The sequence below is a fragment of the Candidatus Nanosynbacter lyticus genome (genome assembly GCF_030253515.1).
Taxonomy (GTDB): Bacteria; Patescibacteriota; Saccharimonadia; order Saccharimonadales; family Saccharimonadaceae; genus Nanosynbacter; species Nanosynbacter lyticus_A.
In genome coordinates, this window is sequence record NZ_CP124549.1 from 606,252 (window position 1) to 621,212 (window position 14,961).

The following is a 14,961-nucleotide window of genomic DNA, read 5'->3' on the forward strand; positions in this document are numbered from 1 at the left end:
TATTATGTGATATATTGTTCACATGGATATAAACTCAAAAAATATCATAGCTACCTTGATCTCGCTCGGCATCCCACCGGCCTCAGCAACGATCATACATTGCCTCCTGATCGCCCCACCGTATCACCATAGCCACACAAGCCTCCACGAGCAAACTGGCTTCAGCAAGGCGGCCATTACCGGTGGACTACGCTACCTAGAAACACTTGATATGATCTCCTATCAAACAGACAGTTCACGACGGCAGCATATCGCTCTTGATATCAAGCCGCTCGTTACCTACACTCAACAACGTATGCTGCTGTTTGATAAACTGGCTGACGAATTACACGCAGCATCGGCCGAGCAAGTAGACGGTGAGTTTTCATCGGATATCGCCACGGTAGCTGAGCTGTGTAGCGCAATCAACGAAACAATTTGGCAGGCTATAACGATCTGGGAAGAGCAATATACCTCTACTCATCCATTGAAGTAAGATATTCTTCCAGAAAATCACTCCACTCCGGCACATTCTTTTCTCGAAAATAGGCACGAAGAAAAGTAACCATAATTTGCTGGCGAATTAACGCTTCGTCTCGGCCTGAGTCGGTCATCATAATCTTTGGTAGCTTCAATAACTTTTCAAAGAAATAATTAATGAAGCTATCGCCATCATGCGTGCCGCCGTTGGCGTTATATCGATATGCATCAATGTTCACATCAGGCCAAACAGTTGGATCAAATATCCGACAACTACCGTGATTCACCGCATAAATAAGTGCCCGCTCGATACCGCATGCCCCAATCGCATCACACATATCAGCGTCAGATACCAGCTGACCAGCCAAACGTTCTGGCCGCACACCATGTAGATAACGACTATAGCCAATCCGAGCAATATTATAACGCACCGCATCCTGCAAATCAGCCGCAACACCAGCCTTCGTCATAATTGACGTGGCATTATTGAGTTCATCCGCTTGCTTTTTGCCAACTAATTTATAATCATCAACGTCGTGTAGCCATGCCGTCAGCAGCACTTCGTCCATTGAAGCCGCTTCTTTATGCTCATTCGCGAATCGCTCTGCTAGCCGTGCCACATTCGTCGCTATGGCCTGACGTATCGCCGCCAAGCAGTCGGCAGACTTCCTGCCTTACTATTGTCATTGATTTGTTCATAGACTTTATTATACACCCCCATGCAAGTTATGGACGTAAATCTATTTATTAGCTCCGAAATCCCAAGATGCATAATGCATCATACACGCTCGGAACAACGTAAACTAGTTCACGCAGCATAATATCAACCGGTGCTGTTCGTGAAAAGATTGGTTTCTTTAATGCGAGAGCATAACCGATCTCCATCGCAGCACTTATGCCAACATAGCCTTTGGGGGCATGCAGTAAAATAAAATCAGACTGCTCAATAGCCCGTAAATGCCAGTTTTCTATCTCTCGAGGCGACAGGCCAACTTCTGCAGCATCAACAACAAATTCACCGTCCATAAAGTCCACTCGTCGCGGTGACAATACCTGACAGCCGGTTGCGGCTAGCTCGTCGTAAGCTCGCTGTAACCCGTCAATATCGCGCCTGTAAGACCCGCACAATACCGCACGTACTGCCCGTGGTTTAGAACTCCGCATTACCATATTCATATATTATTTCAGTCAACTCGCCGCACCCGTTGATACACGCCGTGATTTCTCGCAAAAAACTCTTGTACTTTTTTGGCTCATCACGCATCTCGTCGAGCGTACGCCAGGCATTTCTGCCGCCCTCAAACTGTACGGCCAATTTGCCTGAAAATACCTTGCAAAACATCAGGTGAAAGATCTTATCTTCGATAATTTCACCTGTTTGCGCATGGCGCACACATTCATGGTACACCCCGCGATGAACAAATTCACCCCGTAAGCCCGTCTCCTCCGTCAATTCACGCGAGGCCGCATTGACGATTGACTCGGCCCACCGCACTTTGCCAGTAGGCGCACCCCAAAACCCATAGTAGGGGTGCTTGAGCCGCTGCTGCAACAAATACTGTTTTTCTCCAGCATGCTCACGCTCGATAACGAGCATAACTGCCACCTTTGGCTGCCGCTCAATAACACCGGCATCAGTATCAAGCTTATTCGCGTACTCCTTACCCTTGACCGAGAGGCAGTACCCGCCGTCGACTTTCTGCACATAACCTAGCTCAACGAGCCGTTTGATGTGAAATTTAATATGATCGCTTTCCAGACCGCTTGCTTTTTGTAGTGTTGCGAAATTGGCCGCTGGCAAAAATAACAATTCCCGCAAAATTTTCGTCTGTGCCTCATGGATCTTTGCTTCAAAACTCATATCGCCTCCTTTGGCTTTAGTGTAGCGCGATCGGATTAGAAAAACTAGGGAAGTCGACTTCCCTAGTGTAGAGGCGTAGACGTGTCACGCTTCTCTCATAGAATCAGAGATTAGATAATCTCAATAGCTACGTCATTCCTGAGTACTGTTAGTTGACGCTCTGCGGATCGCCAGTTCAGCCAGAGCAGCCTTCTCTGTCTGCGGCCCACTTTCTATTCTGTCTGTAAAAAAGATACCGTTCAAATGATCTGTTTCGTGCTGGATAACCCAAGCATACATACCATCAAAGGCCTGTTCATGCGTCTCGCCCTGCTCATCTGTCCAGCGCAACGTAACCTCAGGGTAACGCGTGGTAAATGTCGTTTCAGAATCACCCGTCACTCCGCTCAGGCAGCCCTCTGGATTCAAGCTCTTCACAGGTTCACCGCTGTATTCAACGATCTTGGGGTTAATTGCCACGAGCCGAAATGGCTCGACTTTTGCATCCTCAGGCGGCCGCACATCAATGATAAAGATTGCGAGATCGCTCCCAATTTGATTAGCGGCGATACCTACGCCTCCGGGACCCTGTGAACGCAGCGTCTCGAGCATATCTGTTATGGTCTGTTGCACATGATCGCTCCCTACGTCCTCATGTTCGACCGGTATTGCTTCTTGCGTTAGTATTTTACGGCCACCTTCAGTAAAAAAATTTACAATTTCGCGTTTCATGTTTTTATTATACCATATTTATTGGGTAATAAATGGTAAGACCGTCACAACATTGACGGTTCTTCCATCAGTTGACAGCCAACCCACCTCTGTTATACAATGAGATACATCATTACCGTGAGTCTTGGTCACCCAAGTCCACCATACACCATAGTGGACTGTAGATGACTTATCTTTGTATTAAAATATAAATTATAAGGAGTTCTACCTTGCGACAACAACACGCAAAAACAACATTACAATTACTATGGCGAGCATCACGTCCATACAAATGGCGGCGCAACCTTGCTCTCATCACAGCGACACTAACCTTAGCGGTAGGCACAATTGTCGGGCCACTGATTATCGCACAGCTCCTGGATATGATTCAACATGGTCAGCTGCAGACTGACTCTGTGTGGACATTGGTAATTTTCTATGGCATAAGTCAGCTATGGTCAGAGATTATTGGGTGGCGGATAGTACTATATTTGATGTGGACACTCGAAACTGCTATGCAGCGCGATATCGCAAACAAGGTATTCGCCAAGCTAGCTGGCGAGACCATGTTTTTTCACTCCAATAAATTTGGTGGCTCGCTCGTCAGCAAAAACAGCAAGCTCAGTAGCTGTGTTGAGCGGTTTTGGGATGAGCTAGTGTGGGCAGTGCTGCCGCTGGTCATCTCACTCACCGGATCAATTGTCATTCTAGCAATGCTCCTCTGGCAATATGCACTGTTTCTGTTCATATTCTCGATTGTCTTCGGTATAGCCGTCTTCTTTGGGTCACGCCCAATGGCCAAATTAAGCCAGCGTGAAGCAGAGGCCAGCAACAAGGTGAGCGGCAACCTCGCTGACATGGTGTCAAATGTACTTGCTGTCAAGTCATCCGGCGCTGAAAAAATCGAGCAGCAGCGATTTGATAAAACGAATCATGCATGGCGCAAGGCTAGCCTAGCCACTATGCGAGGATTTCTCACTGTCAGCAGTGTTTACTCAACGATAAACACCAGCATCCGAATCGGTGCCATCGTGTTCGCTATTTATGCAGCACAGCATAATATCGTTTCGGTCGCAGCAGTGTACTTAATCATCACCTATACTGGCAGCGTCGCCCGTGAGCTGTGGAATATGAATAGCATTATGCGCAATTATAACCGGATCATTGGCGACGCCCATGAGATGGTTGAGATATTACACACACCAACATCACTTGTTGATAAGAGTGATAAAAAGCTTCATGTTGATCGCGGTGTCATTGATTTTGATGCCGTGACCTTTACGCATGACGAAGGCAAGGGGGCGATGCTATTTCGCAACTTTTCACTGCATATTACGCCAGGCGAAAAGGTCGGGCTGGTTGGCTCTAGTGGTTCGGGCAAGACGACTCTGACGAAATTACTGCTGAGATTTGCCGACATCGACTCGGGCACAATCATGATTGACGAGCAGAACATTGCCGAGGTCACCCAGGCCAGTCTTCGTTCGCAGATCGCTTACGTGCCACAAGAGCCGCTACTCTTTCACCGTTCGGTGCGCGAGAACATTGCCTACGGCAAGGCTAATGCCACCGACGCTGAGATTGAACAGGCAGCCAAAAAGGCGGGGGCCTATGATTTTATCATCAAGCTGCAGGATGGATTTAACACACTGGTTGGTGAGCGCGGCATCAAGTTGTCGGGTGGACAGCGCCAGCGCATCGCTATCGCTCGAGCCATCGTGAAAGATGCACCGATCTTGGTCCTCGACGAGGCGACCTCGGCGCTTGATTCTGAGTCAGAAGTTCTGATCCAAAAATCACTCAAGACACTGATGCAAAACCGTACCTCAATCGTCATCGCTCATCGACTTTCAACGATTGCAAAGCTTGATCGAATCATCGTGATGCATAATGGCAAGATAATCGAGGATGGATCGCATGACCAGCTCCTTAAGCACGGCGGCCACTACGCGAAACTGTGGCAGCATCAATCTGGCGGCTTTATTGACGCCTAACCAGCACAGTCTCTAAGTAGTATGCTATAATGCATAATGATATGATGCACGCGTTTATTGATTTTATTGTTCATTTTGGTGTTGTCGCGATTTTGCTGGTTGTCTTTGCCGAATCAGGCCTACTCTTTGGTTTCATTTTCCCGGGTGACAGCCTGCTGTTTACGGCTGGCTATATGGTACAGCAACATATTCTGCCAATTGATATTCATTTCTTTGCACTACTACTCTCGTTCATGGCTATCCTTGGCGATAGCGTTGGCTACGCATTTGGACATAAAGTTGGCCGTAAATTATTTGAACGCAAAAACTCTCGCTTCTTTAAGAAGAAATATCTCGTGCAGGCCGAAAAGTTTTACGAAAAGCATGGCTCACTTACTGTGGTGCTGGCGCGGTTTATACCGATCGTGCGCACATTTGCACCAATCGTGGCTGGCGCTAGCAAGATGCACTACCGAACCTTTATCGTCTTTAATATCATTGGCGGCGTTATTTGGGCCACGCTTTTCACCTACCTCGGATTCTTTGCTGGCAAGGCGCTCACCGACGCTGGTATTAATATTGAGGTCGCTGCACTAATTATCATCTTCTTGTCAGTGCTGCCAATGATCATTCACGCCCTCAAGCAGGAGCATACTCGCGCGGCGTTGCGCCAACAAGTATTAGTCCTACTCGGCAAGACTCGCCGCAAAAAGCAATAAGCATTCATGATGAAGCCTGCTCGTTAGTAGCTATACGTCCAACTACAGCAAACTTTTCAGATACGTACCGGTAAATGATTCTGGCACGTTGGCGACTTCTTCTGGCGTGCCGCTCGCTACCACCGTACCGCCGCCGAGACCACCCTCAGGCCCCATATCGATAATCCAGTCGGCCGATTTAATCACATCCAGATTGTGCTCAATAATAATCATGCTGTTACCGCCGTCAACCAGCTGCTGCAAAATTCCCAGCAGCCGCTTAACATCGGCAGAATGTAGCCCAGTTGTCGGCTCGTCTAAAATATACATCGTCTTGCCCGTCGAACGCTTTGAAAGCTCCGTTGCCAGCTTGATACGCTGCGCCTCGCCGCCCGAAAAGGTGGTTGCTGGCTGACCGAGCTTGATATAGCCAAGACCAACCTCGACCAGTGTCTGTAATTTCCGAGCGATATTAGGCACGCTATCAAAGAAATTCGCCGCCTGCTCGACCGTCATATCGAGTACATCAGCAATGGTCTTATTTTTATACTTAATTTCCAGTGCCTCACGATTGTAACGCTTACCGTGGCATTCGTCGCACTGGACGTAGACATCCGGCAAGAAATGCATTTCAATCTTGATCATACCGTCGCCTTGACAATTTTCGCAGCGACCGCCCTTGACATTAAAACTGAACCGACCAGCTTTATAACCGCGGACATTAGCCTCAGGCGTACTAGCAAACAGCTCGCGAATTGGCGTAAAAATACCAGTGTAGGTCGCTGGATTAGAGCGCGGTGTGCGGCCAATTGGTGACTGATCGATGACGATAGCCTTATCCAACTGCTTTATTCCCTCAATTTTATCGTGTGCGCCAGGTACGTCACTAGCCCGGTTGAGTCGTGCCGCTAATTCCTTGGCGACAATATCATTAACTAGCGTCGACTTACCGCTGCCTGAGACACCCGACACCACCGTCATCAGACCCAACGGAAATGCCACATCAATTTGTTTCAAATTATTCTCACGAGCGCCGCGGACGATTAGTTGACGGCTCGCATCAATCTGGCGGCGGTGTTTTGGTACGGCAATTTTTTCTACACCCGACAGATACTGCCCGGTTATACTATCCGTGCATTTAGCCACCTCATTTGGCGCACCCAGCGCCACCACCGTGCCGCCATGAACACCAGCACCCGGCCCCATGTCAATCAAAAAGTCGCTCTGGCGAATCGTATCCTCGTCATGCTCGACGACCAGCACCGTATTACCAAGGTCACGCAGGTGCTTAAGCGTGGCAATCAGCCGATCATTATCGCGCTGATGTAGGCCAATTGATGGCTCATCCAGCACATACAGCACACCCTGCAAACCGCTGCCAATCTGCGTTGCCAGCCGAATTCGCTGCGCCTCGCCGCCGCTCAGTGTATTGGCGGCGCGCCCTAACTCCAAGTAATTCAGCCCGACATTACTCATAAACCCGAGGCGGGCGGTAATCTCTTTCAAAATAAGCCGGGCGATCATCGCCTGCTGCTCATTCAATGTTAACTTGTGAGTGAACAAGTCAAGCGCATCATCAACGCCAAGGTCGCAAATATCCATGATATTCAGACCCTGCACCGTTACTGCTAGGACAACCGGCTTCAGCCGCGCGCCGCCGCAAACATAACAATCCCGCTGGCGCATAAACCGCTCAATGTCCTTGCGCATAAATTCGCTATCGGTTTCTTTCCAGCGCCGCTCCAAATTGGGAATCACCCCTTCATAGGTTGTATCATAATGCCGCCCATTGCCAAGCTGCACTGGATATTTCTGATCGCCCGTGCCGTAGAGTACTTTCTGGCGCGCCTCATCAGACAACTGCCCAACTGGCGTCCGAATACTGAAACCATGCGCCTCAGCTACCGCCGAAATCTTGCGCATGTAAAAATTATCGACATTGATCCGGTTGTATGGCCGAATTGCCCCCTCGGCAATCGTCAGATTCTCGTTCAGTACTAAATGAGGATCAACCTCCAAGCGACTGCCAAGTCCAGTACAACTCGGACAGGCCCCTTGCGGTGCATTAAAACTAAACAGACGCGGCTCAAGCTCTGGGATCTCCTCATCCGGATGATCAACACAGGCATATCGCTGCGAGAACGTCTTCAGTTCATCCGTATCAGCATCCAGCACCTCAACCACACCCTGGCCAAGCTCCAGCGCCTGCTCGACGCTCTGGCTCAACCGGCTAGTTAGGTCATTGTTCACCACTAGGCGATCAACCACCAGCTCAATGCTATGCTTGTAACTTTTCTGTAATTGCGGAAACTCATCCAGCGCATACACCACCCCATCCACACGCACCCGGGCGTAACCTAACCGTTGATACTGCTCTGGAATGTGTGCAAACTCGCCCTTCTTATTTTTAACAATTGGCGCGAGTAGCAACAATCGCTTGCCATCATATTGCTTGATAATCTCCTGGATAATCGCCTCGGCTGTGCGGCGTGACACTGGCTTATGGCAGCGTGTGCCGTCTGGCTTGAGGGCCGGACAATGCGGCGTGCCAATCCGCGCGAACAAGAGGCGCAAATAATCATAAATCTCGGTCACCGTCGCCACGGTTGAACGCGGGTTACGGCTGGTTGATTTCTGGTCAATTGAAATCGCCGGACTCAGGCCCTCGATACTATCAACATCCGGCTTATCCATAATGCCCAAAAATTGCCGCGCATAACTCGACAGACTCTCGACATAGCGACGCTGCCCCTCGGCGTAAATCGTATCAAACGCTAGCGACGACTTACCACTACCACTGAGACCAGTGATCACCACTAATTTATCGCGCGGGATCTCCACGTCAATATTTTTCAGATTATGTTCACGGGCGCCCTTGACGCGAATTACCTCTGGCATATCTGGTCTATTATACCGAATAGACATCCATTTTTCCAGTTGCAGCAGGCGAGATAATTTCCCCTGTCGCCACACTATAAATATATTCATAAAAACATATTAAGCTTATGATTGCAAATATGATAATCAGCTGTTATAGTAAAACACATGAAGAGGTTTGTGACCATCTGTGGAATTGCCGTTGCCGTCGCAACCTTATTTTACCTGACCCGCGAAGAGTGGTTTTCATTCATGGTTATCGGTAGACTTCCATTCACTGGTATCATTCTGCCGGCAGCTGTGATGATGGGCTTCTGGATGATCATTGTGCCGGTATGTATTATCTGGGCAAAATCGATTAGTACTGCATTTTGGCGTAGTATCGAGGTTATCGGAGAGTTTGATCAGCGTCGCATTAATCGACAACTCCGTCTAGTAGCAAATTCTCGTCACGCAACAGCACAGCACGTCAGTCTAGCTATGGTTGCAGCGTGGCTCGTAATGACGCAACGTCATCTAGCACAAGCTGATGCCACTCCCAAGGTTGACGACCAATCTACAGCACGATTGGCCGTTGCAACAAACTAAAGACATCCCCGCCCCGCTTACTCAGTCTGATTTGCTTCTGGTGACGTCAGCTTCTTGATCATTGGCAATATGATATAGATACGATAATGGCCATCGCTAATCCAGCACCAACAATCAAGCAATATAATGGTGTAATAACTGGCTTTAGGGAGGTTGGAAGGATGCTGATAAATACCAATCCTGTCCACACACCGATAGCACACGAGAGTAGGGAGACACTCACTAACGGCACTAGCGATTCAAAGCCAACGAGGCGCTTTAGCTGACTGAGCTTCATCCCACCGAGCCGTAACGTAAACAGTGATCTCCGTCGCTCCAAGAGTCCACCAATCGTCGATACAATTAAACTTGCTACGGCGACAAACAATGTCACACCCATACCAACATAGGCAAGATCGGCGAAGTTTTTGATGACTGGATTAATGGCTGGCCGCTTAGAATCAGCACCACCAACGACCCACATTGGATTGGCTGATTGTAGTCGCTCACCAACTAGGCCTCGCAATTGATCAACATCAACTGCATTTTGTAGAGTCACGAGATAATTAACGTTGCCCTTTGTTTCAACAGTATCCATCAATGTCACCGACTGCGTAACTGGCGCATCAAAATTGATGAGTGCAAATTGATCCGGACGAGCACCGCTTGGGCACGTATGCTCAGTGTATGATGCTAGATCGCTACACCGCATAGCATGGCCTTTTTCGAGAGGATATATTGCTGCACTATTTACAATATATTGCTGCCTATTAAGAGTTTGCTGCATTGACTGCGGTAGTGAATCACCAATAATTATCGCAGAGTTACCCTTACGCTGTGAGTAGCCATTATTATTAACTGATGATGCACTCAGCATTTCAATGCCACTAACTGCCGTCAGATAAAAACTCCCTGCAAATAGTGCCAAGACGACACCACTGACACTGCGGAATACAGCTCGCGAATGTACCGCGATACGCTTACTTGCGATCAGCACCAGACCGCTACGCGCCCACCGAGCGCACCATCGTGCGATACAATTCGTCAGCCAGCCACCGGCCAATACCAGGCCAAACATAACAAGCATCACTCCCGCCGCGAGCACCATCATTGCTCCTAATGAACTATCCGCTTGCCCATGAAGCCACTGATGTCCCGCAGGAGTCCAGGCCCAGGCAAAGATACCAAGACCTATTGCTAGTGGTAGTACTCGCCAAATACGCAACTTCTTTACTTTTTCTTGCGTCCGGGCTACGCCAAGTGGTGAAATCTGTGCTCGCCGCATCCGCCGCCAGCTCACACCAATAGTTAACGCCAGTGTCAATGCAATGATTAACAGATACTGTAGCCAGTTTAGCTGCAAATCAGCCGGCCAGAATCGTGCACCACCCATCACCCATCTCAAAATTCTGTAGCGGTGCCTGAAACAGCCAAAACGCTACGAGACCAATAACAACTCCGACAATTGAAGCTATAAGTGACTCGAGGAGAATCACTCGTGTCACTTGCTTTTTTGTGGCGCCAATCAACCGCAATGCCGCATAGCGTTTCTCACGCTGTACGCCACCTAATTGTTTGGCGATGACCAGCCGTTGCATCAGTTTAGTATATATCGGTAAAGTATGATGATTGCCCACGAGACTGAGCAACCTTATCCGTGGCGACAACTTCCTCAGTACTCACCCCTCGAATAAGCATCAGTGCGTCTGGACTTTGTAGGTACGCATCAGGGATCGTACCAAGATACTTTGTATGCTTGCCAAATCTATCAATAATCTTATCCTCGGGATGCTGGGCGACCCTCTCGGCCAGAGCTTTTGACATATAATATTCACCAGATGCTGGTGTTGGTAATTGAGCAAACTGGACCGACCCTTCTACGCCATAGAGTGACAGTACATCAATTTTTTTATCGCGCCATTTCGTCAAATTACCTAGCTGTACGTTTGACGCCTTTAGCGGCTTGACGGTGGTGTCTCGTTGTCGCTGCTGCGGTGCAGCATTCTTTGCTTGAAGTATAGCCGTATTAATAATCGTACGGTCGGTCCGTTTCAGTAGACCGTTTACACCGGCTACAAAATAACAAACCAACACTATACCAAGTGCGATAGCTGCCGATGTCAGCACGAGGCGGGCCATTGATTGGCGACCAGATTTACGAAGAAGCATCCAACTAATGCTCATTATATAACCCTCCTGCTATGAGCATCAGAGCTCACTGATTGTACATGTCCAGCGCTTGCAATTTGACCATCACGAACAATGATCTCACGGTCTGCATACGCAGCAATCGTCGGTTCATGGGTCACCATGATAACCGTTGTTCCATGCTCTTTAGCGGTTGCAATAAATAACTCCATAATCTTCTCCGAGTTAAGGCTATCCAACGATCCGGTTGGCTCGTCGGCAAACAGTACGGTTGGATTGGTCACCATAGCACGAGCAATCGCTACACGTTGCATCTGACCACCCGATAATTCACCAAGCATGCTGCCAGCCTTGTCGCTGAGTCCGACCGCTTTGAGCCAGTGCTCCAGCTTGCTTGTAAGCCTCCTGTCGCTTAGCACCATTGAGCAGCAGAGGCAGGGCTACATTATCGAGACTGGTCAATTCTGGCACGAGCTGTCCAAACTGAAAAACGAAACCAAAGCGAGTCCGCCGCAAGATACTACGTTTATCATCATTCATTGCATCAATACGGTGACCATCAAAATGAATCTCGCCACTATCAACACCGATAACCGCTGCTAGACTGTGCAATAATGTTGATTTGCCCGAGCCACTTGGCCCCATAATTGCTAGCACCTCGCCGGCCATAACATCAAGCGATACACCACGCAGCGCTTGCGCCTGTCCAAATGATTTCTTGATATTCCTCGCACTAATAATTGGCTTGCCCATGTAATAATTCCTCCTTTAACTTTGTTAAGCGTGAGATAGTTAGTTCAATCCATCGTAAATCTGCCTCCAAATGAAACAACGCATGATCAATCAGTAGCATATTTGACAAGTCGCTATCACGCCGCTGAGTGGTTAACTCACGCATGCGTTGGATATGTGCGGTGCGCTGATTATCAAGGTATGGTGCGGCGTCTCCCTCCTTGAGAATGGCGAGTACCGACTTAATATACATCGTTGCCTGTAGTTGGGGTGATGGCGCTTCGGGAGTCTCCAACCATTCTTGTAGCTCATAATGTCCTTTTTTAGTGATAGCATAACGAACTCTATCTGGACCACCTGAGGTGCCAGTATCGACAATTTCTTTAACCTTGCCATCACGTTTTAACCGCGCCAATATTGAATATACCTACCCGGCTAGAATTGGCTTATCTTTACCAAAGTAGTCATCGTACTCCTTCTTTAACTCATATCCATAGTTTGATCCTTACGCTAAAAACCCAAGAAGTGTGTACTGTGCATTCATACTCTTACTATACACCACGTGACTAGCTATCGCAAGAGTTATTATAAACTTAGTGTATAGTTGTCTTATAGCGCTGAACAGCCGGATTATATGCCTGCCATGCCGGCATCAAAACCCCTAACCGCCTGCCGTCAGCCAATACTTCATCATACCCAGCTAGCCATTCGTTAAATCCGTGCTTCATATGACCCGTTACCATATCGACTACATCGGGCTGTTGAAGTGCATGCCGCATTATTGCAGTAGCTACCCTTAGCGGCATCATTGATAGTACATTGAAAGGGAAAACTCGCCACACCGCAACACCTTGGTGACGACATAGAGATATACCGTCACGAAGTGCCATAATTAGCTGACGAATCGCCCCTGGATCATGCGTTAATGCCGAAAAACTGCCACTACTAGCTATGGCGCCAGCAGTTGCTGATTGCTGGAGATAATGAACTTTCATCCAATCAAGCAGACGAGCATCATAGCTGCTCGCTACCCCAGCTTCTTTTAAGTGCTGCATGAATAACTTTGCTCCCGCCCTTGCACCACCAACCCGCGTCGGTGTTGGAAATATAATAACCTTCACGCCATTATTATCTCGCCCACCGCCAATACTGGAAGGGAAGGCAATAAAATAATCATCAGGCGATATATATTGATCAACCTCACTGGCCAGATTCCAATTATTTTGCATAAATCCAATCCACCTAGCCTTCGGCTGATACTTTGCTAGTATCGGCAGTACCGATTGAAGTTGACAGCGATTAACCGTTACTAATATAACGTCGTAATAACCTACTGGCGATGTGACACACTGTGGGTAAAATACCGTCGACTGATACGTATTGTCACGCTGACGCAAATCCTTTATAGCAAGTGGCACGCCTTGCGACACCTCTTCATACCGCTCAGGCAATACGAGCACATCCACATCATGGTGTACCGCTAATAAATGTGCATACGTCAGACCGATTGTTCCCGCACCATAAATTAAGTACCGCATCTTAGTCCTCAGTGGGCAGTATCGCCTCCGCCCATAGCTGTAATTCCTGCAAGATAAACTGCTGCTCGTCAGTCGCTGTCGGCGCCAACCGCTGTAGAGACGCCATAAACTGCGGTAGCTGCGCCTGCAGATGCTGAGCCCGCCATGCTTCCCATTGCACTAAATCATCTTCGCTGAGCGAGCGCGGAAAGTTGCGCGCTTTGTAGTGCAGCAGTAGTGACGCCAGCCGCTCGTCCTGGAATTCTGGATGAAAATCAGCTAGTTCACGCTCATCAGCATTGCGCACCGCTTCGACACGGATACGATCGCGGTCATGCAAAAAGCCATCGTACAGTTGTGCTTCTGGATCGGGCATCTTTTTGAAGGCTGGTTTATTTTCAAAAATACTGCGCAATTTTTCGGCAAAATCTGGGTGATTCAGCAAAATATTTTGATGCTGTTGGACAATTTCTGTGCTAAGCGAAATTTTCTGCCAGCCATCGCCCTGCTCCAGCACACCCAGCGGTGCCACCGCCGGACAGCGATTGTACTGCAACTCTTTGACTGGCAATTTGACGAAATCCTCAGCCTGCCGCTCCTCCCACGACGCAAAGATTTTCTTTGTTAATTCCTCCGCACTCAGCCCAACAAACGGTATCGGATCATACCGCAAGTCATAGACGACCACACCGCCGTTTCGACTGGTCGTCAGTGGAAAGGCCACCGTGGTTTTGGCGAACTCTTTGTCGTAACGCCCGCTAGCGTAAACAAACGGTTTTTTGTCATCCACGTTGACCAGCTGTTGGACTGCTTTTTTGTCACGCATTTTTAGCAAGTAATCATACAGCTGTGGCTGCTTTTGCTTAATCAATTTCGTCACGGCAATCAGCGCTGTCACGTCCGCTAGAGCGTCGTGAGCATTCTCATGCGCAATACCGTTGGCGCTAGTGATCAATTCCAGGCGGTTGCTTGGCTCACCCTTGTCATCAAGCGGCCACTCGATTCCCTCCGGCCTCAGTGCCCTAGTCAGCCGAACTACATCCAGCAAATCCCAACGCGAGCGACCGTCTTTCCAGCTCCACTCGTACGGATCATGAAAATTACGCCACAACAAATGACGAATAAATTCGTCGTCAAACCGAATATTATTGAAGCCAACCGCGATGGTGTCCGGCGTAAAAATCTCCTCGCTCAACATCCGGGCAAACTGCGCCTCGGTGTAACCTTCTTCAACCGTTTTTTGCGGTGTGATGCCAGTCACCATTAGTGCATCAGGACTCGGCAACGTGTCATCATTCAGCGTCACCAGCAGGTTATACGGCTCACCAATCGGCTCGAGATTCATATCTGTTCGCTGCCCAGCAAACTGCATGATGCGGTCTTGCCGCGGATTTAATCCACTCGTCTCGAGGTCATAGAAGAAAAATGTTTGTGCCATG

Annotated in this window: 14 protein-coding genes and 2 pseudogenes; 4 read left to right on the forward strand and 12 right to left on the reverse strand. The window is 48.6% G+C overall.

Annotated features, from left to right (window positions below; all coding sequences use genetic code 11):
* Window positions 1-22 precede the first annotated feature (22 nt).
* Window positions 23-475: a hypothetical protein gene (locus tag NLML1_RS03225; RefSeq protein WP_285441370.1), complete on the forward strand. Its 453-nt coding sequence runs from the start codon at window positions 23-25 to the stop codon at window positions 473-475.
* On the opposite strand, the gene NLML1_RS03230 is transcribed toward NLML1_RS03225, so the two are convergent.
* From NLML1_RS03230 to def, 4 genes are all read right to left on the reverse strand, one after another.
* Window positions 456-1,079 (reverse strand): HD domain-containing protein, encoded by a 624-nt coding sequence (locus tag NLML1_RS03230; RefSeq protein WP_285441371.1) that lies wholly within the window; start codon window positions 1,077-1,079, stop codon window positions 456-458. The two genes, NLML1_RS03225 and NLML1_RS03230, sit on opposite strands and share 20 nt — an antisense overlap.
* Before the next feature lie 127 nt (window positions 1,080-1,206).
* The gene (locus NLML1_RS03235; protein ID WP_285441372.1) at window positions 1,207-1,623 is read right to left on the reverse strand and encodes a TIR domain-containing protein; all 417 of its coding nucleotides are present in this window, start codon (window positions 1,621-1,623) and stop codon (window positions 1,207-1,209) included.
* Window positions 1,610-2,320, reverse strand: a complete 711-nt coding sequence (locus tag NLML1_RS03240) for an NUDIX hydrolase (RefSeq protein ID WP_171272116.1) — start codon at window positions 2,318-2,320, stop codon at window positions 1,610-1,612. The genes NLML1_RS03235 and NLML1_RS03240 overlap by 14 nt, the downstream gene beginning before the upstream one ends.
* A 132-nt stretch (window positions 2,321-2,452) precedes the next feature.
* On the reverse strand, window positions 2,453-3,031 hold the full coding sequence (gene def / locus NLML1_RS03245; protein ID WP_285441373.1) for a peptide deformylase: 579 nt from the start codon (window positions 3,029-3,031) through the stop codon (window positions 2,453-2,455).
* 209 nt (window positions 3,032-3,240) lie between these two features.
* Between def and NLML1_RS03250 the strand changes: the two genes are divergently transcribed.
* Together NLML1_RS03250 and NLML1_RS03255 are read left to right on the forward strand one after the other, a co-directional pair.
* Window positions 3,241-5,004 (forward strand): ABC transporter ATP-binding protein, encoded by a 1,764-nt coding sequence (locus NLML1_RS03250; protein WP_285441374.1) that lies wholly within the window; start codon window positions 3,241-3,243, stop codon window positions 5,002-5,004.
* A 41-nt stretch (window positions 5,005-5,045) separates the two neighbouring features.
* A complete protein-coding gene (locus NLML1_RS03255) occupies window positions 5,046-5,702 on the forward strand; it encodes a DedA family protein (RefSeq protein WP_285441375.1) in 657 nt (218 codons plus the stop codon).
* Between the two features lie 42 nt (window positions 5,703-5,744).
* Here the strand turns inward: NLML1_RS03255 and uvrA are convergent, their stop codons facing one another.
* Complete coding sequence (gene uvrA / locus NLML1_RS03260; RefSeq protein ID WP_285441376.1) at window positions 5,745-8,579, reverse strand: excinuclease ABC subunit UvrA; 2,835 nt, start codon at window positions 8,577-8,579, stop codon at window positions 5,745-5,747.
* 147 nt (window positions 8,580-8,726) lie between these two features.
* Between uvrA and NLML1_RS03265 the strand changes: the two genes are divergently transcribed.
* Window positions 8,727-9,146 (forward strand): hypothetical protein, encoded by a 420-nt coding sequence (locus tag NLML1_RS03265; protein ID WP_285441377.1) that lies wholly within the window; start codon window positions 8,727-8,729, stop codon window positions 9,144-9,146.
* A gap of 58 nt (window positions 9,147-9,204) precedes the next feature.
* Here NLML1_RS03265 and NLML1_RS03270 read toward each other — a convergent pair whose 3' ends face one another.
* The 7 genes and pseudogenes from NLML1_RS03270 to sbcB form a co-directional block, all read right to left on the reverse strand.
* Window positions 9,205-10,518 (reverse strand): FtsX-like permease family protein, encoded by a 1,314-nt coding sequence (locus NLML1_RS03270; RefSeq protein WP_285441378.1) that lies wholly within the window; start codon window positions 10,516-10,518, stop codon window positions 9,205-9,207.
* A complete protein-coding gene (locus tag NLML1_RS03275; protein ID WP_285441379.1) occupies window positions 10,490-10,723 on the reverse strand; it encodes an FtsX-like permease family protein in 234 nt (77 codons plus the stop codon). Before NLML1_RS03275 ends, NLML1_RS03270 begins: the two co-directional genes overlap by 29 nt.
* A 4-nt stretch (window positions 10,724-10,727) precedes the next feature.
* Window positions 10,728-11,309 carry a hypothetical protein gene (locus NLML1_RS03280; protein ID WP_285441380.1) on the reverse strand — a complete coding sequence of 194 codons (582 nt, stop codon included), beginning with the start codon at window positions 11,307-11,309 and terminating at the stop codon, window positions 10,728-10,730.
* A pseudogene (locus NLML1_RS04455) lies at window positions 11,309-12,026 on the reverse strand (ABC transporter ATP-binding protein). The gene NLML1_RS03280 and the pseudogene NLML1_RS04455 overlap by 1 nt, the downstream one beginning before the upstream one ends.
* Window positions 12,007-12,549, reverse strand: a pseudogene (locus NLML1_RS03295) (PadR family transcriptional regulator). The pseudogenes NLML1_RS04455 and NLML1_RS03295 overlap by 20 nt, the downstream one beginning before the upstream one ends.
* Window positions 12,550-12,598: 49 nt before the next feature.
* Complete coding sequence (locus NLML1_RS03300) at window positions 12,599-13,543, reverse strand: ketopantoate reductase family protein (protein WP_285441384.1); 945 nt, start codon at window positions 13,541-13,543, stop codon at window positions 12,599-12,601.
* 1 nt (window position 13,544) lies between these two features.
* A complete protein-coding gene (gene sbcB / locus NLML1_RS03305) occupies window positions 13,545-14,960 on the reverse strand; it encodes an exodeoxyribonuclease I (RefSeq protein ID WP_285441385.1) in 1,416 nt (471 codons plus the stop codon).
* Window position 14,961: the final 1 nt, after the last annotated feature.

What these genes read in the sequence shown, in the direction of transcription:
- NLML1_RS03255 (WP_285441375.1), top strand. Translation starts at nt 5,046, where the DNA reads ATGATGCACGCGTTTATTGATTTTATTGTTCATTTTGGTGTTGTCGCG.
- NLML1_RS03270 (WP_285441378.1), bottom strand. Translation starts at nt 10,518, where the DNA reads ATGGGTGGTGCACGATTCTGGCCGGCTGATTTGCAGCTAAACTGGCTA.
- def (WP_285441373.1), bottom strand. Translation starts at nt 3,031, where the DNA reads ATGAAACGCGAAATTGTAAATTTTTTTACTGAAGGTGGCCGTAAAATA.
- NLML1_RS03240 (WP_171272116.1), bottom strand. Translation starts at nt 2,320, where the DNA reads ATGAGTTTTGAAGCAAAGATCCATGAGGCACAGACGAAAATTTTGCGG.
- NLML1_RS03265 (WP_285441377.1), top strand. Translation starts at nt 8,727, where the DNA reads ATGAAGAGGTTTGTGACCATCTGTGGAATTGCCGTTGCCGTCGCAACC.
- uvrA (WP_285441376.1), bottom strand. Translation starts at nt 8,579, where the DNA reads ATGCCAGAGGTAATTCGCGTCAAGGGCGCCCGTGAACATAATCTGAAA.
- NLML1_RS03280 (WP_285441380.1), bottom strand. Translation starts at nt 11,309, where the DNA reads ATGAGCATTAGTTGGATGCTTCTTCGTAAATCTGGTCGCCAATCAATG.
- NLML1_RS03235 (WP_285441372.1), bottom strand. Translation starts at nt 1,623, where the DNA reads ATGCGGAGTTCTAAACCACGGGCAGTACGTGCGGTATTGTGCGGGTCT.
- sbcB (WP_285441385.1), bottom strand. Translation starts at nt 14,960, where the DNA reads ATGGCACAAACATTTTTCTTCTATGACCTCGAGACGAGTGGATTAAAT.
- NLML1_RS03300 (WP_285441384.1), bottom strand. Translation starts at nt 13,543, where the DNA reads ATGCGGTACTTAATTTATGGTGCGGGAACAATCGGTCTGACGTATGCA.
- NLML1_RS03225 (WP_285441370.1), top strand. Translation starts at nt 23, where the DNA reads ATGGATATAAACTCAAAAAATATCATAGCTACCTTGATCTCGCTCGGC.
- NLML1_RS03275 (WP_285441379.1), bottom strand. Translation starts at nt 10,723, where the DNA reads ATGCAACGGCTGGTCATCGCCAAACAATTAGGTGGCGTACAGCGTGAG.